Genomic DNA, 19,261 nt, shown 5'->3' with positions numbered 1-19,261 from the left:
CCCGGCCCATCAGGCGTCTGCCTTCAAGGCATGCAAGACCCCACCCGGGAGCGGATGCGCAACGCCGGTCGACAGCGGAAAGGAGATCGGCAGTCTGCGCAGGCAGCGCGCGGCGAGAAAGGCGAAACACTCCGCCTCGATGGCATCGCCGCGCCAACCGACCGCTTCCGCGGCGAGCGCCTCGACGCCAGCGCGCTCGGTGAGCGCCTCGAGCATGCGCGGATTGCGCCGTCCGCCGCCGCACACGATCAGCCGTTTTTGCCGCTGCGGCAAGAGGTCGAGGCCGCGTCCGACGGCGGCCGCCGAAAAGGCCGTCAGCGTTGCCGCGCCATTTTCTGCGGTCAGACCGCGCACCATGGCTTTCGTGAAGGAATTGCGGTCGAGCGACTTCGGATAGGGCGTGCCCAGATAGGGGTGGTCCAGAAGTCTTGTGAGCCGGTCCTCGTCGACGGTGCCCGTTGCCGCGATCCGCCCGTCGCGGTCCATCTCGCCCAGGCCGTGTTCGACGATCCAGTCGTTCAGCGGCGCATTGGCGGGGCCGGTGTCGAAGGCGTGCGGTCGACCGTTGCCGTCGACCCAGGTGACATTGGCGACGCCGCCGAGATTGAGGACCGCCGTCGTGCCCGGTTCGGCGAGGTCGCGAAGCAGGGCTGCGTGATAGACCGCCGACAGGGGCGCGCCCTGACCGCCGGCCGCCATGTCCGCGCTGCGGAAGTCGTTGACCACGGCGATGCCCAGGCGATCGGCCATCTGCCGCCCGTCGCCGAGTTGCCGGGTGCGGCCGGGCCTGCCGGCCGCGGGCGCGCGGTGCAGCACCGTCTGGCCGTGGAATCCGACGGCGGCGATCTCCGCCGGCTTCAGGCCGAAGTCGCGCAGGAAGGTTTCGACCGCCTCGCCTTGCGCAAGGGTGACCCGCTCTTCCGCCCTCTTGAAGATTTCCGGTTCCGCCCCCTCGAACGCCCAGTCGGCGGCTGTTGCGAGGGCTTCCTGCAACAGCGGCTTGAGGTCGCCGGGATAGGGCGCAAGCCGCCAGGGACCGAATTCGGCGACGGTTTCGCCGTCGCTGCGCAGGGCGGCGATGTCGATGTTGCCGTCGAGAACGGTTCCGGTCATCAGACCAATGGACCAGGGCGGCGTCATGCGCGGTTGTTCCTGTGTGTGCGGCCCGGGTTGGGGACCGGCGATGTTTCTGGCAATCATGCGGTGACTCGCGGATCGCAATCAATCTGGAGCCTTTCAAGGGATTGCGACATGGTATTCCGTGCGGATCCGCTCCGACCATCGCAGTCATAGCAACAGGTCCTGACCCTAGCAGCGGTGCGAATAGGTGAAGACCAGCGTGTCGGTGGTGACCCGGTCGGTCGGATGGCACTGGCGGTTGACGTTGCGCCGTCCCGACATGGTCACCTGCAACTGGTCGGCGCGCACCGGTCCGGCAACCGAATAGACTTGCGGCTGACCGGGGCAGGCCTGCGAGAACACCCGTGCCGTGCCCTCATACCAGTTGCCGCGCTTCACGCCTTCAAACAGCAGCGTGCCGGTGGCGACGCCGGCTTCGCGCAGCACCGGGCGTGGCGCCTCGTAGAGGAACCATCGGCGGTTTCCTTGCGCCTTCAGGCGCATCAGCGATCCGTTGTGGGACCAGCAACTGTCGGCGCGGGCCTCTGTCGAGCCCAGTGCGGCGGTGATCGCACCTGCCGGCAAAAGCATCGCGCACGCCGCAACGACCTTCAAGAGTCTGGTGAAATGCATTTTCGTCCCCCCGTTCATCCGGCCTTCCCGGTTGTCGCCACGGCTGTCGTCATCCTGCATAGCGCGCCCGTCACACCAGGTCTGTGACCCGCATCACGGACGCAACGGCTGCGCCCCTTGCCCTGCCGGCTTCAGTCCGTTGGCGCGGACGGGGCGAAAGGAGCGGCACAGGCACCATAGCGTTGGCTCAGAAGGTCATTGAGGGCCGGATCCCGGGGAGCGTCAAGCAGGCGGCCCCAGGAACCGTCGTCTCGCATGGCGTCAAGCGTGCAGCTGCAGACTTGCGTGCAGTCGTCCGCCTCGCTGGCGAGGGAACAGGAAGCGGCGCATTGGTCGAGGAACGCGCGGTCGCTCGCGTCCGGCACAAGGCCGAGCGCCACCACGGCCCAGACCGACCCGAAAAGGATCGGCTGGTGCAGCAGGTAGACAATCATCGAATGCCGGCCGGCGAAGGCCATGGTGCGTGAAAACGCGCCCTTCGCCCGGATGCCCGCAAGCAGCGACCAGGGCGTCCGTCCGCGCAGAAGCTTCACCGCCGCAATGCCGGCAAGAATGGCGGCGAGCCAGGGAAAGAGCGGCACATAGTCGACCGACAATGGCGGATCTTCTGTCAGTCCCGTCCACATCAGCCATTGGTCCCCGGGAAAGGACACCGCCACATGGCGCGGCAGCAGAAAAACCGCGAGTGCGGCAGCGAGCGTCGGCAGGGGCGGGGCGAGCACGAAGGGCAGGGCGACGAGCGACCCGGCCGCGATGGCATGGAGAATGCCGAAGCGGACGAATTCGTCGCCGAGAACGAAGTAGGTGCCCACGCTGATGGCGGCGGCGGCCAGGGCGATCCGGGCGATCCGCCACAGGGCCGGGCGCCAGCGAATGCCGTTTTCATGCGCCAGCGCAAGGCTGACGCCTGCCAGAAACAGGAAGCTTGCGGCAATCGAGATCGCAAAGCCGCGCCAGGCGGGGTCGCTTGAGACGCGCCAGTCGACCAGCGAAAACCAGCTCAGATCCCAGGACAGATGGTAGACGGCCATTGCCAGAAGCGCGATGCCGCGCGTGATGTCGAAGACGTCCAGCCTCCTTGGGCGCCGGGTCGCTGCGGGTTGATGTTGCATCATGCTCCCTCGCCCTTCGGCTGTTGTGCGTGGAGGCCGTCAGGCTCCGCGTGGCCGGATCCGCGCTCTCAGGCGAGACCATCCGATGATCGGGACGACTTGTACCGCGACAATCGAAAGGAAGATCAGCAGGCAGCCGACAAGACCTGCCGCGCTGACGCGTTCGCCAAGCAGAAGCGCCCCGAAGATCGCCGCGAACAGCGCTTCTGAGGACAGCAGGATGGCCGCGTCTCCGGAGCGGGTCCAGCGTTGACCGAGCGCTTGCAGCGTGAACGCCAGTCCGCCGGAAAACACGCTGGTGTAGATCAGTTCCGGGCCGGCGGCGACGATGGCGGGAAGCGACACGGGTTCCATCAGGAGGCCGGGCACGAGCGCAACGATGCCGACGACCGCGAATTGCCATGCGGAGAGCGCCAGGGGGCGGCCGCTTGATGACGCCATGCCGCCGAGCAGGCACACGTGCAGGGCCCAGAAGAATGCGCAGACGATCATCAGCAGGTCGCCGACGTTGAGGTCCGCGAGCGTGCCGCCGCCAAGCAGCCAGATGCCGGAAAGGGTGACGAGCGCCGCCGGCCAGACCACCGCATGCGGTCGTTCCCCGAACGCGAGCAGCCCGAGAATGGGGGTCAGCACCACATAAACGCCCGTCAGGAAGCCGGCATTGGTGACGGTTGTGTGCGTCAGGCCGATCTGTTGCAGGGCGATCGCCAGAAAGAACACCAGACCGAGCCCGGTGAAACGCAGCGCGTGCCCCGCATTGAGCGGTGCGGCCGGCTGCCGCCTTCCTTCATTTACCGCGAACGGCAGGACGACGAGTGCGGCGATGAAAAAGCGCAGGCCGGTAAAGGTGAGCGGTCCCAGATCGCGCATTGCGGTCGACTGGGCGACAAAGGCCGATCCCCATATCAGGGCGGCAAGGAGCAGCAGCATGTTTGCGGCGGGACGACTCATCCGCTTGCGCTACCTGAATGAACAGATGCCCGCAAGCACTCAATCGTCAGCCGTTTGGAAAAGCGAAACAGATGATCAGCGTGAGTGTCAGCGCAGCGCTGGTGACGGTGAGCGCAAGCGGCCAGGGCGATGTCTTGCGGGCAGTCAGCGTATCCGTCCGAGTGGGGTCAGAAAACCTCATGAAGTGTCTCCGCTGGGTGTCATTGTGCACAGAGGACAGCCAATATGGTTAACAACCCGTGAAGCGACGCCCCGCCGGCTTGCGTCCGTCCATGGCCCTCGTGACGGGCAGCACGGCGGCGGAGCGCCTCCGGCGGATGCGCCTACAGTTCGAGCGCGTCGAGCCCGGCCTCGAGGTGGTCGGCGAAAAGCGGCATGCCTGCCAGATACTTGGCGGTCGATCCGACAGCCCGCTCGCGGGCGTCCTCGACGGCTTGCGGGAAGTCGGCGGCGTCGAAGTCTCCGCGGCCGATCCAGACGATCGCAACGACTTCGGCGGCTTCGTCGACGTTGAGATCGTTGATCAGCTCGATCAGCTCCTCGCTCGACAAATCTTCCGTTTCCTCCTCGGCCAGACCATCATGCGCATGCGTGTCCTGAAGCGTGTCGGTGTCGAATTCGACCTCGCGGTCGCGCCCGTCCTCGAACCCGTCTTCCAGCGTTGCGGCCGCTGCGCGGCCTTTTTGCACAAGCATCCGGAGCGTTTCCGGTGTGAGGGACAGATCGACCGCCATGGTTCGATACTCCGCTTCGTTTCCGGGAGCATGCTCCCGCATTGGGTGTTCATTCGGCTCGGTGACATCCGACCGGCCCGTCCGGCCGGCTCGCCCGGTCGCCCGGCAGAGTGATACGACACTGCCGCGCGGGCGTCGATCGCACCTTGATCCAGCGCAAGGCTTTGCTTGGGGATGCCCGCGAATGCGACAGACCCTACGCCCGGCCAAGGTCAAATGCCAGAGCGTGTGTCGCGCGCTTGTGGTTGGAGGCGCGTGCGGAGACCGAAAGACAGGGGAAAGCAGGGACGGGCGAAGCGATCCGGCACGGATAACGCCTCCGGCCCGCGCAGGTGGCGGGCAGGGCGCGCTCAATCGCCCGCCGGTGCTCACCGGTCACGGAGAAGGAAACGCTTCATAAATTCGCCGGGTCGATCGACTGGACCTGTCCCGCCGGGTTTGGTGCCAGGTCCTTGAGACCGTCTGCCAGGGGGCCGCCGAACAGTGTCAGCGACGCGGCAAACAGCAGACCGAGTGCCACGGCCGCGGCAAGATGAAGCGCGGTGTGGTCACGGTCCTCCCCGGAATCGGAAGCCCAGTGCGGCGCTGCGGAAAAGGTGCTGCGGCGGGGGAGGCGCATCACATGTCCCTCCGGTTCAGGTCATGGCGGGCAGCGCTGGCCTTGAGGTTGCGCGCCAGATGCCGGGCGAAGACCGTGAGCAGCAGGAGCATCGACCCGAACGAGAGCGCGAGGAGGCCGATCGTCCAGTCATCCGCGGGCGTCGCGCCGGCGGCGCGTGCGCTGGAGGCGATCAGCAGGGCGGGCGCCGCACCGGCAAGCACGATGGCTGCGGCAGGAACGATCCGGCTGCGCAGGCCCTTGGCCTTGCGGCCTGACGGGGCCTTGCGGTCTGGCTGGTGAGGGATATGCATTGCGATACTCCGAAACATCCCAGGACGTCGATTTGGGCATCCTGGCTTTCGAAAGGGGCCGGGCCGGGCCGTCAATCGGGCGGTTCCTGTATCATTTCGAGGCGTAACCATGGCGGCGTTCACAATTATGAACGCCGCCGCTTCTTTTTGATGGAATTGCCTTTACGGAATCGCAGGAGCTTTTTGCGAAGCTTCGCGAACAGGAACCGGTGCGCCCCCTGCAGGGCCGCCGGAGCGTTGCGGCAAGCGGAAGACAGAACATGAGCGCAGTGGAAAAGGTCGAACGACAGGCCTCGGATGGTGAGGCGGATACGGCAGCCAAGGCGCAGGGCGGCGCCGAAAGCAGCGCGGCCTTGTCGATTGCCGGACTTGGATTCTTCATGGTCGATGTTCAGACCAAGCGGCTGGTCTGGATGGAATCGCCCTCGCTCGATTTCGAGCATGTCGCGGGTCTCAACGAGGCGAACCTGTCGAGCGCGCTGCGCAATCTGGCCCAGAACGACCAGAAACAGATTCTCAGCCTGATCCAGCATGCCGTGAAATACGGCTCCGCCGGCCCGGTCGAGCTTGGCGGCGACGATCTCGGCAACGGGTTGTCGCTCATCGCGACCCGCTACCAGGCGGAGGGCGGGCGTACCTTCGTGATCGCGGTCTCGGGCACCGATGCCGAGGACGAGGCGACGGGTACCGCGGTGCGCGGTGTCGCGCCGCTGATTCGTCATCTGGTGGAGGGCAGCGAGAAGGCGGTGCTCGTCGTCGACAGCTTCGGCTATCTTCGCTACGCGAACCAGGCGCTCTACGACCTCTTTCACATCACCGATCCGACGCTGTGCATCGGGCGCAACATCGCCCATATCCCGAACCGGGTGGGCAAGACCCTGACGTCGGTGGTGCTGACGACGCTGGCGCGGCGCGCGCCCGTCGACGGCAACAAGCGGTTCTTCCTGGCGTCCGGCGATTCCATGACGCTGACCTACGACCTGATCCCGTTCCGCGTTTCGTCGGGCCTTGGCGGCGTCGTCTTCTCGGCCGAGAAAGTGAACGACTGCGCGGTCGATTTCCAGCAGGTCTTCAATCTCGTGCATGCGCCGCTTCTGGTCGTCGATCTCAAGACCCGCATGCTGATTTCCGCCAATGCGTCGGCGCGCAAGACCTTCGCCATCACCGAGCAGATGATGGAGTCCGCGCCGATCACCGAGACCATGCTGCACCCGCGCACCTTCGTCTCTCTGATCGAGCACGCGCGCAAGAACAGCACCGCGCCGCTTCAGGCAACGGTCAGCGGCTTCGACGGGGTGTCGCGCAGCAAGCGCCTCAGGGCGAGCGTCGTTGACGGTGGTTCGGGTCAGTACCTGGTGATCGAAAGCAAGCACTGAGGTCGCAACCGGGCGCGGGTATCCCTCTCGGGCGTTGACCGGAGCACCGACTTCGGCTACCTCCCGACAAGGCCTGCCGACGCCTGCCGCCCGCTGACCTTGTGTCCCGGTGAAGTTCCGCATCCCTGTCTTGAACGATCCTCCAAGCGTATCGCGCGGATGGGAATGCGGGTGCCTGTCCAATTCTTGCGCGCCGTTTGCAAGAGGAAGCCGGGACCGTGTCGAAGACCGCCTCCAACATATTTCTCGAGGGCCCGCTGGGGTCCATCTACGTCAGGACCGCGCTTCCCATCATCTTCGTGATGGGAATGAACGGCCTTCTCGCCGTCGCCGATGCGTTGTTTCTGGGCCGTTATGTCGGCCCGCAGGCCCTGGCCGCGGTCACCTTGATCTTTCCGATCTATATGCTGATCGTCGCGCTTGCGACGCTTGTGTCCAGCGGCATGTCCAGCCTGCTGGCGCGCCATCTCGGCGCCCGGCGTTTCGGCGCCGCCCGCCGCGTTTTCGCCGGGGCGCATGGCCTGGCGATCCTGATCGGAGCGTCCCTGATCGCGGTGTTTGCCGGCTTCGGCCGGCAGGTCGTCGGCCTTGCCGCCGGCGGCTCGCCTGACCTGACAGGCATGGGTCTGACCTATCTGCAGATCACGGCGGCCTTCGCGCCGCTACTCTTCGTTCTGTCGGTGAATTCGGACGCGTTGCGAAACGAGGGCCGGGTCGGTTTCATGGCGTCCATGAGCCTGCTGGTGTCGGTGGCGAACATGGCCTTCAACTACGTTTTGATCGCCATCCTCGAACTGGGGGTCGCCGGATCCGCCTATGGCACCGCGATGGCGCAGGCACTGGCCTTCGCGATCATCCTGACCTTCCGCTTTCGCGGGGCGACGGCATTGCGCCCGTCGGCGCTCGTCCGCCACGGTGTGATGCATTCCTGGACGCGGATCCTGGCGCTGGGCGCGCCGCAAAGCCTCAATTTCGTCGGTCTCGCGCTCGGATCGGCGGCGATCATGGCGGCGCTGCAGATGGTCGACAGCCCGGGCTATGCCGATACCGTCTCGGCCTATGGTGTGATCACGCGGGTCCTTACCTTCGCGTTCCTGCCGCTGCTCGGCCTGTCGCACGCCATGCAAACGATCACGGGCAACAACTACGGTGCGCGCGCGTGGCACCGCTCCAATGCCAGCCTGACCATCGCGATGGCGACGGCGCTTGCCTATTGCGCCGTGCTGCAGCTTCTGATGACGGTTTTCGCACCGGATATCGGCCGGGCTTTCGTCGACGACCCGGCCGTTGTCGCCGAGGTCGGCCGCATCCTGCCGGTTGTCATCGCGCTGTTTTTCCTGTCCGGTCCCTTGATGATGATCGCGAGCTACTTCCAGTCGGTCGGCGATGCGTCCCGGGCCGCGCTGCTCGGGCTTGCAAAGCCCTATCTGTTCGCGATCCCGCTCACCTTCGCGCTTTCCGCGCGCTTCGGCGAGCCGGGCGTGTGGCGCGCCGGGCCGACCGCCGAAGCGCTGCTGCTCGCGCTCACGCTCGTGGTGCTGGCCGCGAACGCGCGAGATCCATCGCGCCGTCTCGGCCTGTATCGGACGGACGCGGGGGACGGGCGATGAAAAACCGGCTTCCCACGAGGTTGGAGGCAAAGGCCCAGGCCCGGCGGTTGCGCGCCGGGCTTGGCGAACGGGGCATCCGGATCGGCCACGCGCAGGCGCTTGAGCGTGTGGCGCACGACCACGGCTTTCGCGACTGGAACGCCCTTCACGCCGCCATCGACGACCGTCCACCGGCGAACTGGACGCGGGGCGGGCGCGTCTCCGGGACGTATCTGTTGCAGTCCTTCACGGCGCGCGTCGTCGACGCGGAACCCTTGCGCTCCGGCTGGGTGCGGATGGTGCTCGATCTGGATGATCCCGTGGATGTCGTTTCCTTCGACGGATTTTCCAATCTTCGCCGCCGGATCCGGGGTCTGGTCGGTCCCCGTGGACACTCCCGCGAGCGCACGTCGACGGGAAACGCGCATCTGCGGATTGAGATCGGAGCGCCGGAATAGAGGTCGACGGCGGGTGTTGCGGCCTTGCGCGCGGTAGCGCGCGCAAGTAATCTCGCGCACCTGCACTTCATGCCCATTTACCGGGAGATCCCAATGGCCTTCATCGCCGACGCGCTCGCACGCGTCAAACCCTCCGCCACCATCGCCGTGACCAACAAGGCGCGGGAACTCAAGGCTGCCGGCCGCGACGTGATCGGGCTCGGCGCCGGAGAACCGGATTTCGACACGCCGGAAAACGTCAAGACGGCCGCGATTGAGGCGATCCGGGAAGGCAAGACCAAATACACCGCCGTCGACGGCATTCCCGAGCTCAAGGCGGCGATCGTCGAGAAGTTCAAGCGCGAGAACGGCCTCACCTACGAGACCGGCCAGATCACGGTGGGCACGGGCGGCAAGCAGGTGCTCTACAACGCGCTGATCGCGACCGTGAACCCGGGCGACGAGGTGATCATCCCCACGCCCTATTGGGTCAGTTATCCGGACATGGTGCTTCTCGCCGGCGGCGAGCCGGTGATCGTGGAGGCGGACAAGACGACCTTCAAGATCACGCCCGAGGCGCTGGAAGCCGCGATCACGCCGAAGACCAAGTGGCTCATCTTCAACTCGCCGTCGAACCCGTCGGGCGCCGGCTATTCGCGCGCGGACCTGAAGGCGCTCACCGACGTGCTCATGCGCCATCCGCATGTCTGGGTGATGACCGACGACATGTACGAGCATCTCGTCTACGACGACTTCGAGTTCACCACGCCGGCCCAGATCGAGCCCGGGCTCTACGAGCGCACGCTCACGGTCAACGGCGTGTCCAAGGCCTATGCCATGACCGGCTGGCGCATCGGCTATGCCGGCGGCCCGGCGGATCTGATCAAGGCGATGGCCAAGGTGCAGTCGCAGTCGACCTCCAACCCCTGCTCCATCGCGCAGTGGGCGGCCGTGGAAGCGCTGAACGGACCGCAGGATTTCATCCCGGCGAACAACGAGGTGTTCAAGGGCCGCCGCGATCTCGTCGTCTCGATGCTCAATCAGGCCAAGGGGATCACCTGCCCGGTGCCGGAAGGCGCCTTTTACGTCTTCCCGTCCTGCGCCGGCACCATCGGCAAGACCGCGCCGTCCGGCAAGGTCATCGAGAGCGACGAGGACTTCGTCACCGAGCTGCTGGAAACCGAGGGCGTCGCCGTTGTGCATGGCTCGGCCTTCGGCCTCGGCCCCAACTTCCGCATTTCCTACGCGACCTCCACGGAAGCGCTGGAACAGGCCTGCGAGCGCATCCAGCGCTTTTGCGGCAACCTGAAGTAAGGCGCGCGCGGTCTCGACTGCGCGACAGCGTTGAAATCCTCAAAGCCGGCGGGGCGACCCGCCGGCTTTTTGCGTTTCGGTACGGATCTCTCGCGCCCGTCCGTGCTGCGCTGCGGCAACGGATTTCCTTGCGTTTCTTCAAGGATCGGCGCGACGATAATCCTCCGTCGGCAGTCGGCGGGTTCTGTCTTGCGCCCGCAATCGGCGGGCTTTGCTCTTCACCTGCATTCGGCAGGTGGTGGCTCCGGCGCGCGGCCCGACCCGGTCATCGCCGTGCCCCGGACCAGGCACGCCCTCGCATCGGCCGCGTGCCCGCGGCCCGCTGACGTCGGCGCATCATGGCCGGGAGAGGGAGACGTCCCCATGCGCGGCACCAGGGAGACGGCCGGCGGCGCCCGGTCACGATGCATCGCAATCCTCGGCCCTTCGGGCAGCGGCAAGACCACGCTGCTTGAGGCCCTTCTCGCCCGCTCGGGTGCGATTTCGCGCCAGGGCAGCGTGAGCGCGGGAAACACGGTCGGCGACGGCGCGCCGGAAGCGCGGGCGCATGCCATGAGCGTCGAGGTCAATGCGGCCGAGACCGTGTTCATGGGCGATCCCTTCACCTTCCTCGATTGTCCTGGCGCGGTCGACTTCCTCGGCGAAACGGCGGGCGTGCTTGCCGGTGTCGATCTCGCGGTCGTCGTGGTGGAAGGGGACGAGAAGAAGCTGCCCGCCCTTCAGCTCATTCTCAAGCAGCTTGAGGATCGCGGCGTTCCCCGGCTCGTCTTCGTCAACAAGATCGACCGGTCCGCGAGCCGCATCCGCGAGGTTCTGGCGATGTTGCAGCCGGCCTCCGCCGTGCCGCTGCTGCTGCGCCAGGTGCCGATCTGGAAGGATGGCATCGCCACCGGCTATATCGATCTGGCGCTGGAGCGCGCCTATGTCTACCGCGAGCATGCGCCGAGCGAGATCATCGACATTCCCGACGAGGCCATGGCGCGCGAGGTCGAGGCGCGGTTTTCCATGCTGGAAACGCTCGCCGATCACGACGACACGCTGATGGAAGCGCTGCTGGAGGACCTGGCGCCGGAACCGGAGCGGATCTTCACCGATCTCGCAAGCGAAACGCGCGCGGGTCTGGTTTGCCCCGTGTTCTTCGGATCGGCCGAACACGGAAACGGCATCGGGCGCCTCCTCAAGGCGCTGCGGCACGAGACGCCGGGGGTGAACGAGATCCGTATGCGGCTGGGATGCGAGGACGGTTCTCCGGAGGCGGCGGTCCAGGTGCTCAAGACCCTGCACACGTCGCATGCGGGCAAGCTCTCGCTGGTGCGGGTGCTCAGTGGCCATGTCGCGGATGGCGATGTGCTGACGCGGGGCGATGGCAGCGTCGCGCGGGTGTCCGGGCTTTACCGGCTGATGGGCCAGCAGGCGACGAAACGCGATGCGGCCGGTGCCGGCGAGACGGTCGGTCTCGGCAAGCTGGAGGGGGTCGCCACCGGCGAGACGCTGGGCGACGCTTCGTTCGACTTGCAGTTTCTGCCGGTCGTCGAGACAGCGCCGGCGCTGGGTCTCGCGGTCTCTCCGGGCGAGCGCCGCGACGAGGTCAAGCTTAATGCAGCCCTTGCGAAACTGGCGGAGGAGGATCCCTCGCTCAGCGTTCACCACGTGCCGGAGACCGGCGAGACCCTGCTTCGGGGGCAGGGGGAAATGCATTTGCGTGTCGCCCTTGAGCGTCTTGCCGGCAAATATGGCCTGACAGTGGAGACGGCGCCGCCGGGCGTGCCCTATCGCGAGACCATTCGCGGCTCGGCGTTTGTGCGTGCGCGCCACAAGAAGCAGTCCGGCGGGCACGGCCAGTTCGGCGATGTCGCGCTGGAAATCCATCCGCTCGCGCGCGGAGAGGGCTTCGGTTTCACCGACACGATCACCGGCGGCGTCATTCCCAGGCAGTATATTCCGGCGGTGCGCGCGGGCGTCGAGGAGGCGATCCGTGACGGCGCGCTGGGCTTTCCGGTGGTGGATCTCGGCGTCACCCTGACCGACGGGTCGTTCCACAGCGTCGATTCCTCCGACCAGGCGTTTCGCATGGCCGCGATCCAGGCGATGCGCGAGGGTCTTCCGAAGTGCAAGCCCGTGCTGCTGGAACCCGTCGACCTGGTGACGATCCGCTGCCCGAGCGAGGCGACGCCACGCATCAACGGCATTGTGTCGGCGCGCCGGGGGCAATTGCTCGGCTTCGACGCACGGCCCGGCTGGCCGGGCTGGGACGAGGTGCGCGCGATGATGCCAACGGCCGAAACCGCCGACCTCATCGTCGAATTGCGCTCCGCGACGCAAGGCGTGGCGAGCTTTTCCAGCCGGTTCGATCATCTGGCCGAACTGAACGGCAAGGCCGCCGACGAGGTCTGCGCCCGTCGCGCCGCAAAGGCCGCCTGACTGGAAACCGGACGCCGCGTGCCTACCTTCTTCCTCGGGGCGTGTTTCGACAGGAGGAAGTGGATGCGATTTCCGTTCAAGGGTCTTGGTCTTGCAGCTGTCATCGGTTTGGCGAGCCTGCCGCAGGCGCTCGCGCAACAGGTGCATGAGGCGGCCTCCGCCCGGTTCACCGTGACGAAGATGGTCGACGGTCTGGACTACCCCTGGGGCTTCGACTTCCTGCCCGACGGCTCGCTGCTGGTGAACGAGGTCGACGGGCGGATGCTCTGGGTGTCCGCCGATCTCGGGCAGCGCGTCGAGGTCGCCGGCGTGCCTGAGGTGCGGGCCTCGGGCCAGGGTGGATTGCTCGATGTGGTTGTCGCGCCGGATTTCACCCAAACCGGCGACGTGTTCCTGACCTATTCCGAACCGGGGCCGGGCGGAGCCGGCACGACGGCGGCGCGGGCGCGGCTCCTGCGCGAGGACGGCACGGTGCGGCTTGCCGACGTGAAAGTGATCGCGCGCATGGACAAGAAGACGCGGGGCGGGCGGCACTTCGGTTCGCGCGTCATTCCCGCACCCGACGGCACGGTTTACGTCACCACCGGCGACCGGGGCGAGGCGGAGCGCGCGCAGGACCCCTTCGATCACGCGGGCTCGGTGCTACGGGTGGCCCGCGACGGCGGCATTCCGGCCGACAATCCCTTCGCCAACGGAGAAAAGGCGCTTCCCGAAATGTGGTCGACCGGCCATCGCAACATCCAGGGCGCGGCCGTCGAGCCCGGGACCGGGCGGTTGTGGACCGTGGAACATGGCGCGCGCGGTGGCGACGAGATCAATGTGCCGCGCGCCGGGCTCAATTACGGCTGGCCGGTGATCTCCTACGGGCGGCATTATTCCGGCGGCAGGATCGGTGTCGGCACGACGGCGAAGGGCTATGAGCAGCCCGTGCACTACTGGGATCCCTCCATCGCCCCCTCGGGCATGGCGTTCTATTCGGGCGACGCGATCCCGGCATGGACGGACGATCTCTTCGTCGGCGCGCTCAAGGATCAATTGATCTCCAGGCTCGAGGTCGAGAACGGCGCGGTGACGAACGAGGAACGGCTAGTCGTTGGCGACTACGGGCGCATCCGCACGCTTCGCAACGGCCCCGGGGGCACGCTGTGGTTTTCCACCGACGAGGCCGATGGCGCGCTGTACCGGATTTCGGCCGCGCCGTGAAGGGGGGCCGTTCACGGCACATCAAGCGGGTTTGATTTGTGCGCGAGCGCGGCCAGGTATATCGGGTAAGGCAAACGCGTCAGCACCTTGAGAGGAAAGGCATCGCCATGCCGACCATACACAAACGGTCCTGGGACCTTCCGGAATCGTCCGTCACGCCCGAGCATGTGTTTTTGAACCGCCGCCAGATCCTCGCCGGCTTCGGCCTTGCGGCGGCAGGCGGCGTCGCAGGCGGGGCGTTGTTTTCGCGCAGCGCGCTGGCCGCCGACGATCCGAGCGCATCGCTCTATCCGGTGGCGCGCAACGACGCCTACACGGTCGAGCGCGCCATCACGCCGGAGAAGATTTCCTCCACCTACAACAATTTCTACGAGTTCGGCTCGCACAAGCAGATCGCAAGTGCTGCACAGGCGCTGAAGATCCGGCCCTGGGAGGTGAAGATCGACGGGCTGTGCGACAATCCCCAGACGCTCGGCATCGACGAGCTTTTGTCGAAGGTGCAGCTAGAGGAGCGGGTGTACCGCCACCGCTGCGTCGAGGCCTGGGCGATGACCGTGCCGTGGTCGGGCTTTCCGCTTGCCGATCTGGTGAAGCTCGCCGGGCCACAGGCGGGCGCGAAATACGTTCGCATGGAGACCTTCCTCGATCCCGATGTGGCCAGCGGCCAGCGGGCGTCCTGGAACCCCTGGCCCTATGTGGAGGGGCTGACGCTCGCGGAAGCCACCAACGAGCTCGCCTTCATGGCGACCGGGGTCTACGGCAAGCCGCTCGCCAAGCAGTTCGGCGCACCACTCCGCCTCGCCGTGCCATGGAAATACGGCTTCAAGTCGATCAAGTCGATCGTGCGCTTCACCTTCACCGACGAGCGGCCCGTCAGCTTCTGGGAAGAGATCCAGGCGGCGGAATACGGCTTCTGGGCGAATGTGAACCCGGAGGTGCCGCATCCGCGCTGGAGCCAGGCGACCGAGCGCCTGCTGTCGAGCGACGAACGGGTTCCGACCCGGCTCTTCAACGGCTACGGCGAACAGGTCGCCCATCTCTACAAGGACAAGGAGGGCGAGGCGCTCTTTATGTGAGGACGAATTGGCGCGGGGGCCTCTCTTGACCGGTGTGCGGCGAAGAGGGAAAATGCCATTCTAGGCTCGGCCCGCGCCTCCCTCCCTCCGTCTCGGGGAAGTATCCGTCATACGGGGCAGTTCATCCTTGAACCATCTGTTCGGGCGTTCGCATGAGGAGGGATTGCGCTTTCCGCCCCGACGGAGGTTCGAACATGCGCCTTACCGCCCCCATCTATCGCCTGAAACGTCGAGCGCGCCTGCATGCCCGCGAGACCGGTATCTCGCTCAACGCCGCGCTTGACCATGTCGCCCGCGAGGAAGGGCATGCCCGCTGGAGCCTTCTGGCCGCGCAGGCGGCGCGCCATGCGCCGGCCCGCAGATTGCTCGCGCGGCTTTCTCCCGGTGACACGCTGCTGCTCGCCGCCCGACCGGGACAGGGCAAGACGGCGCTTGCGCTTGACCTGTTGCAAGAGGCAGCCGTCCGGGGACGCATGGCGGTCTTTTTCTCCCTTTTCTATGCGCCCTGGGAGGCTGCCGGTCTTCTGACGCCACGCGGGGCGCAAAACGCCGTCGGCGGCACGGTGTGCATCGAAACGCCGGATGCGCTCGAAGCGAGCCTCGTCGGCGAGCGCATGGCGGGCGCCGCGTCCGGGAGTCTCGCCGTCATCGATTATCTTCAGCTTCTGGCGCGTGACGAAGGGCGCGAGGCAAATGCGCGCGAGGTGGCCGCATTCGGCGCGCTTGCCCGCGAACGGGGCCTGGTGATCGTCTTCCTGTCTCAAGTGGCGCGTGGCTTCGATCCGGCCTTGTCGCCTGTTCCGGGAGTTGACGACCTGGCAGCGCCGTGGCCCGGGCGCCCGGACGCGTTCTCGCGAACCTGTTTCCTGCATGAAGGAGAGATGCGGCTGAGTGATCCGGTCTGACCGACCGACATCGGCCGGGCAAAAAAAAAGCCGGGTCCGAAGACCCGGCAGTTATCTGATTTTGCCACCTAGGTGGCGCAATCACCTTCCAGAGGGGAACAGCTGGTCGCATATAACGTCGCTGGGAGGAGGTAGCGACGAAGCAGACCAACAGCCTGTTGCTTATATGCAGTGCACAAGCCGCCTATTCAAGAAGCAGTCTTGCAATGCTGATATGCAATCAGCGCGCATCTTGGGAGAAGCGATGCATCCGTGTTATGCGGTCGCGGGTAAAGCGTCTGTTTTTCGGGCTCAATGCCCTAAAATATATCATGATTTTCCAAATCGGAGCTTTCCGCAGCGGCAAGTCTTCATCTGGACACACGCCGCCATGGCGCAGGTCGCGGCAGCGGGATCGCGCGGAATGCGGCAGTGCAGCGAAAGCGCGCGGAACGGCGCGCCTGGTCAGAACGTCCAGCGTTCCGCCTTGGACAGCAGAAAGTCGCGGAAAGCGGTGATGCGCGCCGTGTTCTTCAGTTCCGAAGGATAGACGAAATAGGTGTCGAAGCTCGGGACGTCCGCCTCCGGCAGCAACTGCACCAGACCGGAGCCTTCCTCGTTGATGTAGTCGGGCAGGATGGCGATGCCGATGCCGCGCTCCACCGCGCGCCGAATGGCGACGACGTTGTTTATGCGCAGCACGCAACGCCGGTGCTGGCCCGGCGGCAGGCCGGCCGTTTCCAGCCAGTTCATGTCGCGCAGATAGGCGGGCGCGTGTTCGCCGAAGGTGATGATGCGGTGGCCGCCGAGTTCGTCGATGGATTTCGGCGAGCCGAAGCGCTGGATGTAGGAGGGGGCGGCGAACAGGTGGAAATGCACCGTGAACAGCTTGCGCTGGATCAGGTCCGGCTGGGTCGGTTGGCGCAGCCGGATGGCGACATCGGCCTCGCGCATGCCGAGATCGAGTTCGTCGTCGTCGAAAATGAGCCTGAGCTCCATTTCCGGATAGAGATCGATGAACTCGTTCAGCCGCTGGGTGAGCCAGGTCGAGCCGAGGCCGACCGTTGTGGTGACGCGCAGCACGCCGCTCGGCTTCTCGCGGCTGTCGGTGAGACGCGACTGCGCCGCCTCCAGCTTCATGAAGACCTCGCGCGCGGTGCGATAGAGCACCTCGCCCTGCTCGGTCAGAAGAAGCCCGCGCGCATGACGGTGGAAGAGCGGGACCTTGAGGTCATGCTCGAGCGCGCTCACCTGACGGCTGACGGCAGACTGGCTCATGTTGAGCGTCTCGCCCGCGTGGGTGAAACTCCCGGCCTGCGCCGCAGCATGGAAGATACGGAGTTTGTCCCAGTCCAACGGCACAGCGACCCAACCTTTTTGTTTTTGTATCCGGAAGTCTATTCTGCCGCTTCGGAGTCTGCAACGTCGAGCCCGGCGAGGAAACGTTCCGCCTCAAGGGCTGCCATGCATCCCATGCCCGCTGCCGTGACCGCCTGGCGGTAGATCTCGTCCGTGACGTCTCCGGCGGCGAAGACGCCGGGAATGGAGGTCTGGGTGCTGTCGGGCGCGGTCCAGATGTAGCCCGTCGGCTTCATCTGGATCTGGTCCTTGAAGAGGTCCACGGCCGGGGCATGGCCGATCGCCACGAAAAACCCGTCGCCGGGGATCTCGCTGGTCTCGCCGGTCTTGACGTTCCTGATGCGCGCGCCGGTGACCGCCTTGGGCACGCCGCCGCCGAGCACTTCCTCCACCACGCTGTCCCAGACCACCTCGATCTTGGGGTTTTTCTCCAGCCGGTCCTGCAGGATGCGTTCGGCGCGGAATTCGTCGCGCCGGTGCACGACCGTGACCTTCGACGCGAGATTGGCGAGATACAGCGCTTCCTCCACGGCCGTGTTGCCGCCGCCGACCACAATGACCTCCTTGCCCCGGTAGAAGAAGCCGTCGCAGGTCGCGCAGGCCGAGACGCCGGCGCCCATGAAGGCATCCTCAGACGGGATGCCGAGCCATTTTGCCTGCGCGCCGGTGGAGATCACAAGGGCGTCGGCGGTGTAGACCGTGCCGCTGTCGCCGGTCAGGCGCACGGGGCGCGTGGTGAGGTCGGCTTCAAGGATCGTGTCGTAGATGATCTGCGTGCCGACGTTTTCCGCCTGCTTGCGCATTTCCTCCATCAGCCATGGCCCCTGGATCGGATCGGCGAAGCCGGGGTAATTCTCGACCTCGGTGGTGATCGTCAGCTGGCCGCCGGGCTGGATGCCGGTGACGAGCGCCGGCTCCAGCATGGCGCGCGCGGCGTAGACGGCGGCGGTGTAGCCGGCCGGGCCCGATCCGACGATCAGGAGCTTGTGATGCTGTTCGGTCATTCTCGCACTCTCCTTGAAAAGCCGGGCCTTGGACAGGCGGCTGTCCGGCGCATGCGCCTGGTTGCCTGTCATGCGTGACAGGTCACCGGATGCCGGCGCGGTGCGCCGCGTAAGCCCGTTTGATCGCCTGGGCGATCCGCAGCGTTGAATCGATCGGTTCGTAGGTAGTCGTTTTCAACCGTCCAGGGAAGGGGTGGACGGCGCCGATGCGCGTCAAAGCCTCCAGAAACGCGTTGAACTTCCTGTGTCCGCCGGAGGGATGGAAGACATGGATCGGCCGGCCGGTCGCCAGCGCCTCCCCGATCATGTTGGCGGAATCGGCGGTTGCGACGATGGCATCGGCATTGGCAAGATACTGCAAGAGCGGGTTTTCTCCCTCGCCCGTCCACAGGAGATGGTCCGGCGATGCACCATAGGGCGCGAGCGCGTCGACCAGCGGCTGCGGCGTGCGCCGCGACGTCGAGATCGTCAAATGCGCGCCGCCGCCCGCCAGCCGCGCCAGCCCCTCGACAAACCGGGAGACGTCGAGATCGAGAAACCGGTGGGTGCGGCTGTCGCCGCCGACGAGCACGGCGACGCGCGGATGCGCCAGTGCGGCGATCTCCGGCAGGGGCTCTGCGCGCGCGGCCTCGATGCGTTGTTGCGAAAAGCGATGCGGGCCGCTCGCCGTCACCACCACGTTGTCGCCGCGCAATCTGTCGTGTTCCGCGACCCAGATCAGGTCGGCCGCCCTGGTGCCGGTGCGCGGGTCCTTGAGAAACACGGTGAAGGTGCGCCCGCCGCTGTCGCGCTTGATCCGCGCCAGATAGGCGACCGCCCGCCTGCCCGAGGCGATGGCGATGTCGGGGAAGGGCGGGGCGATGGGCGAGCCTTGTCTTTCAGGTGCGTCGCGCGGGTCGATGCCGCCGCGGGGCATCAGCCAGCGCCAGGGCGCGCGCGGCCGCACGCGGTGGACCTCGATGGAGCGGGCCCCAAGCGCCTCGGCGACGCCGCAGCACTGGGTCTCGTCGCCGGCCTTGCCGTCGCTGACGATCCAGATGCTTGCGTCGTCCACAGGCGCTTCGCTTTCGTGATATTTCTTGTTCATGCCGCTCGTTGTTACACTATTGCAGACTTACGCAAAAAATCATAAGCCGC

Annotated in this window: 19 protein-coding genes; 8 read left to right on the top strand and 11 right to left on the bottom strand. The window is 66.2% G+C overall.

Translation table 11 applies throughout. From position 1 onward, the window contains the following. Window positions 1-9: 9 nt before the first annotated feature. From BLU32_RS13440 to BLU32_RS13410, 8 genes are all read right to left on the bottom strand, one after another. Complete coding sequence (locus tag BLU32_RS13440; RefSeq protein ID WP_093811030.1) at window positions 10-1,140, bottom strand: anhydro-N-acetylmuramic acid kinase; 1,131 nt, start codon at window positions 1,138-1,140, stop codon at window positions 10-12. A gap of 168 nt (window positions 1,141-1,308) precedes the next feature. Further along, complete coding sequence (locus tag BLU32_RS13435) at window positions 1,309-1,752, bottom strand: hypothetical protein (RefSeq protein ID WP_208976885.1); 444 nt, start codon at window positions 1,750-1,752, stop codon at window positions 1,309-1,311. A 131-nt stretch (window positions 1,753-1,883) separates the two neighbouring features. Beyond that, complete coding sequence (locus tag BLU32_RS13430; RefSeq protein WP_093811026.1) at window positions 1,884-2,864, bottom strand: DUF1624 domain-containing protein; 981 nt, start codon at window positions 2,862-2,864, stop codon at window positions 1,884-1,886. A 39-nt stretch (window positions 2,865-2,903) separates the two neighbouring features. Beyond that, the gene (locus BLU32_RS13425) at window positions 2,904-3,815 is read right to left on the bottom strand and encodes a DMT family transporter (RefSeq protein ID WP_093807719.1); all 912 of its coding nucleotides are present in this window, start codon (window positions 3,813-3,815) and stop codon (window positions 2,904-2,906) included. 46 nt (window positions 3,816-3,861) lie between these two features. Then, window positions 3,862-3,996 (bottom strand): hypothetical protein, encoded by a 135-nt coding sequence (locus BLU32_RS22480; protein WP_256371421.1) that lies wholly within the window; start codon window positions 3,994-3,996, stop codon window positions 3,862-3,864. A 142-nt stretch (window positions 3,997-4,138) separates the two neighbouring features. Continuing rightward, a complete protein-coding gene (locus tag BLU32_RS13420) occupies window positions 4,139-4,549 on the bottom strand; it encodes a DUF3775 domain-containing protein (protein WP_093807717.1) in 411 nt (136 codons plus the stop codon). Between the two features lie 394 nt (window positions 4,550-4,943). Next, window positions 4,944-5,168, bottom strand: coding sequence for a hypothetical protein (locus tag BLU32_RS13415; RefSeq protein WP_093807715.1), 225 nt, complete (start codon window positions 5,166-5,168; stop codon window positions 4,944-4,946). Next, a complete protein-coding gene (locus BLU32_RS13410) occupies window positions 5,168-5,461 on the bottom strand; it encodes a hypothetical protein (protein ID WP_157727673.1) in 294 nt (97 codons plus the stop codon). Before BLU32_RS13410 ends, BLU32_RS13415 begins: the two co-directional genes overlap by 1 nt. 260 nt (window positions 5,462-5,721) lie before the next feature. On the opposite strand from BLU32_RS13410, the gene BLU32_RS13405 reads away from it, so the two are divergent. The 8 genes from BLU32_RS13405 (at window position 5,722) to BLU32_RS13370 (ending at window position 15,782) form a co-directional block, all read left to right on the top strand. Then, the gene (locus tag BLU32_RS13405) at window positions 5,722-6,837 is read left to right on the top strand and encodes a PAS domain-containing protein (protein WP_093807711.1); all 1,116 of its coding nucleotides are present in this window, start codon (window positions 5,722-5,724) and stop codon (window positions 6,835-6,837) included. A gap of 218 nt (window positions 6,838-7,055) precedes the next feature. Further along, window positions 7,056-8,447: an MATE family efflux transporter gene (locus BLU32_RS13400; RefSeq protein WP_093807709.1), complete on the top strand. Its 1,392-nt coding sequence runs from the start codon at window positions 7,056-7,058 to the stop codon at window positions 8,445-8,447. After that, window positions 8,444-8,884, top strand: coding sequence for a glyoxalase superfamily protein (locus BLU32_RS13395; RefSeq protein ID WP_093807707.1), 441 nt, complete (start codon window positions 8,444-8,446; stop codon window positions 8,882-8,884). The genes BLU32_RS13400 and BLU32_RS13395 overlap by 4 nt, the downstream gene beginning before the upstream one ends. 93 nt (window positions 8,885-8,977) lie before the next feature. Beyond that, the gene (locus tag BLU32_RS13390; protein WP_093807705.1) at window positions 8,978-10,177 is read left to right on the top strand and encodes a pyridoxal phosphate-dependent aminotransferase; all 1,200 of its coding nucleotides are present in this window, start codon (window positions 8,978-8,980) and stop codon (window positions 10,175-10,177) included. Between the two features lie 363 nt (window positions 10,178-10,540). Further along, a complete protein-coding gene (locus BLU32_RS13385; protein WP_093807703.1) occupies window positions 10,541-12,598 on the top strand; it encodes an elongation factor G in 2,058 nt (685 codons plus the stop codon). Between the two features lie 63 nt (window positions 12,599-12,661). Continuing rightward, window positions 12,662-13,801: a PQQ-dependent sugar dehydrogenase gene (locus BLU32_RS13380; RefSeq protein ID WP_093807701.1), complete on the top strand. Its 1,140-nt coding sequence runs from the start codon at window positions 12,662-12,664 to the stop codon at window positions 13,799-13,801. A 107-nt stretch (window positions 13,802-13,908) separates the two neighbouring features. After that, window positions 13,909-14,877, top strand: coding sequence for a protein-methionine-sulfoxide reductase catalytic subunit MsrP (gene msrP, locus BLU32_RS13375; protein ID WP_093807699.1), 969 nt, complete (start codon window positions 13,909-13,911; stop codon window positions 14,875-14,877). A gap of 194 nt (window positions 14,878-15,071) precedes the next feature. Next, a complete protein-coding gene (locus BLU32_RS13370) occupies window positions 15,072-15,782 on the top strand; it encodes a DNA helicase (protein ID WP_157727672.1) in 711 nt (236 codons plus the stop codon). Between the two features lie 444 nt (window positions 15,783-16,226). Here the strand turns inward: BLU32_RS13370 and BLU32_RS13365 are convergent, their stop codons facing one another. The 3 genes from BLU32_RS13365 to BLU32_RS13355 form a co-directional block, all read right to left on the bottom strand. After that, a complete protein-coding gene (locus BLU32_RS13365; protein ID WP_208976884.1) occupies window positions 16,227-17,123 on the bottom strand; it encodes a LysR family transcriptional regulator in 897 nt (298 codons plus the stop codon). A 35-nt stretch (window positions 17,124-17,158) separates the two neighbouring features. After that, complete coding sequence (gene trxB, locus BLU32_RS13360) at window positions 17,159-18,124, bottom strand: thioredoxin-disulfide reductase (protein WP_093811024.1); 966 nt, start codon at window positions 18,122-18,124, stop codon at window positions 17,159-17,161. Window positions 18,125-18,206: 82 nt separating this feature from the next. Continuing rightward, window positions 18,207-19,211: a mitochondrial fission ELM1 family protein gene (locus BLU32_RS13355; RefSeq protein ID WP_093807693.1), complete on the bottom strand. Its 1,005-nt coding sequence runs from the start codon at window positions 19,209-19,211 to the stop codon at window positions 18,207-18,209. Between the last annotated feature and the right edge of the window lie 50 nt (window positions 19,212-19,261).

The sequence above is a fragment of the Stappia sp. ES.058 genome, from assembly GCF_900105595.1.
Classification (GTDB): domain Bacteria; phylum Pseudomonadota; class Alphaproteobacteria; order Rhizobiales; family Stappiaceae; genus Stappia.
Note: the sequence above shows the minus strand (reverse complement) of the source record. Positions and strands in the feature narration are given on the sequence as shown.

What these genes read in the sequence shown, in the direction of transcription:
- BLU32_RS13440 (WP_093811030.1), bottom strand. Translation starts at nt 1,140, where the DNA reads ATGACGCCGCCCTGGTCCATTGGTCTGATGACCGGAACCGTTCTCGAC.
- BLU32_RS13435 (WP_208976885.1), bottom strand. Translation starts at nt 1,752, where the DNA reads ATGCATTTCACCAGACTCTTGAAGGTCGTTGCGGCGTGCGCGATGCTT.
- BLU32_RS13430 (WP_093811026.1), bottom strand. Translation starts at nt 2,864, where the DNA reads ATGCAACATCAACCCGCAGCGACCCGGCGCCCAAGGAGGCTGGACGTC.
- BLU32_RS13425 (WP_093807719.1), bottom strand. Translation starts at nt 3,815, where the DNA reads ATGAGTCGTCCCGCCGCAAACATGCTGCTGCTCCTTGCCGCCCTGATA.
- BLU32_RS22480 (WP_256371421.1), bottom strand. Translation starts at nt 3,996, where the DNA reads ATGAGGTTTTCTGACCCCACTCGGACGGATACGCTGACTGCCCGCAAG.
- BLU32_RS13420 (WP_093807717.1), bottom strand. Translation starts at nt 4,549, where the DNA reads ATGGCGGTCGATCTGTCCCTCACACCGGAAACGCTCCGGATGCTTGTG.
- BLU32_RS13415 (WP_093807715.1), bottom strand. Translation starts at nt 5,168, where the DNA reads ATGCGCCTCCCCCGCCGCAGCACCTTTTCCGCAGCGCCGCACTGGGCT.
- BLU32_RS13410 (WP_157727673.1), bottom strand. Translation starts at nt 5,461, where the DNA reads ATGCATATCCCTCACCAGCCAGACCGCAAGGCCCCGTCAGGCCGCAAG.
- BLU32_RS13405 (WP_093807711.1), top strand. Translation starts at nt 5,722, where the DNA reads ATGAGCGCAGTGGAAAAGGTCGAACGACAGGCCTCGGATGGTGAGGCG.
- BLU32_RS13395 (WP_093807707.1), top strand. Translation starts at nt 8,444, where the DNA reads ATGAAAAACCGGCTTCCCACGAGGTTGGAGGCAAAGGCCCAGGCCCGG.
- BLU32_RS13390 (WP_093807705.1), top strand. Translation starts at nt 8,978, where the DNA reads ATGGCCTTCATCGCCGACGCGCTCGCACGCGTCAAACCCTCCGCCACC.
- BLU32_RS13385 (WP_093807703.1), top strand. Translation starts at nt 10,541, where the DNA reads ATGCGCGGCACCAGGGAGACGGCCGGCGGCGCCCGGTCACGATGCATC.
- BLU32_RS13380 (WP_093807701.1), top strand. Translation starts at nt 12,662, where the DNA reads ATGCGATTTCCGTTCAAGGGTCTTGGTCTTGCAGCTGTCATCGGTTTG.
- msrP (WP_093807699.1), top strand. Translation starts at nt 13,909, where the DNA reads ATGCCGACCATACACAAACGGTCCTGGGACCTTCCGGAATCGTCCGTC.
- BLU32_RS13370 (WP_157727672.1), top strand. Translation starts at nt 15,072, where the DNA reads ATGCGCCTTACCGCCCCCATCTATCGCCTGAAACGTCGAGCGCGCCTG.
- trxB (WP_093811024.1), bottom strand. Translation starts at nt 18,124, where the DNA reads ATGACCGAACAGCATCACAAGCTCCTGATCGTCGGATCGGGCCCGGCC.
- BLU32_RS13355 (WP_093807693.1), bottom strand. Translation starts at nt 19,211, where the DNA reads ATGAACAAGAAATATCACGAAAGCGAAGCGCCTGTGGACGACGCAAGC.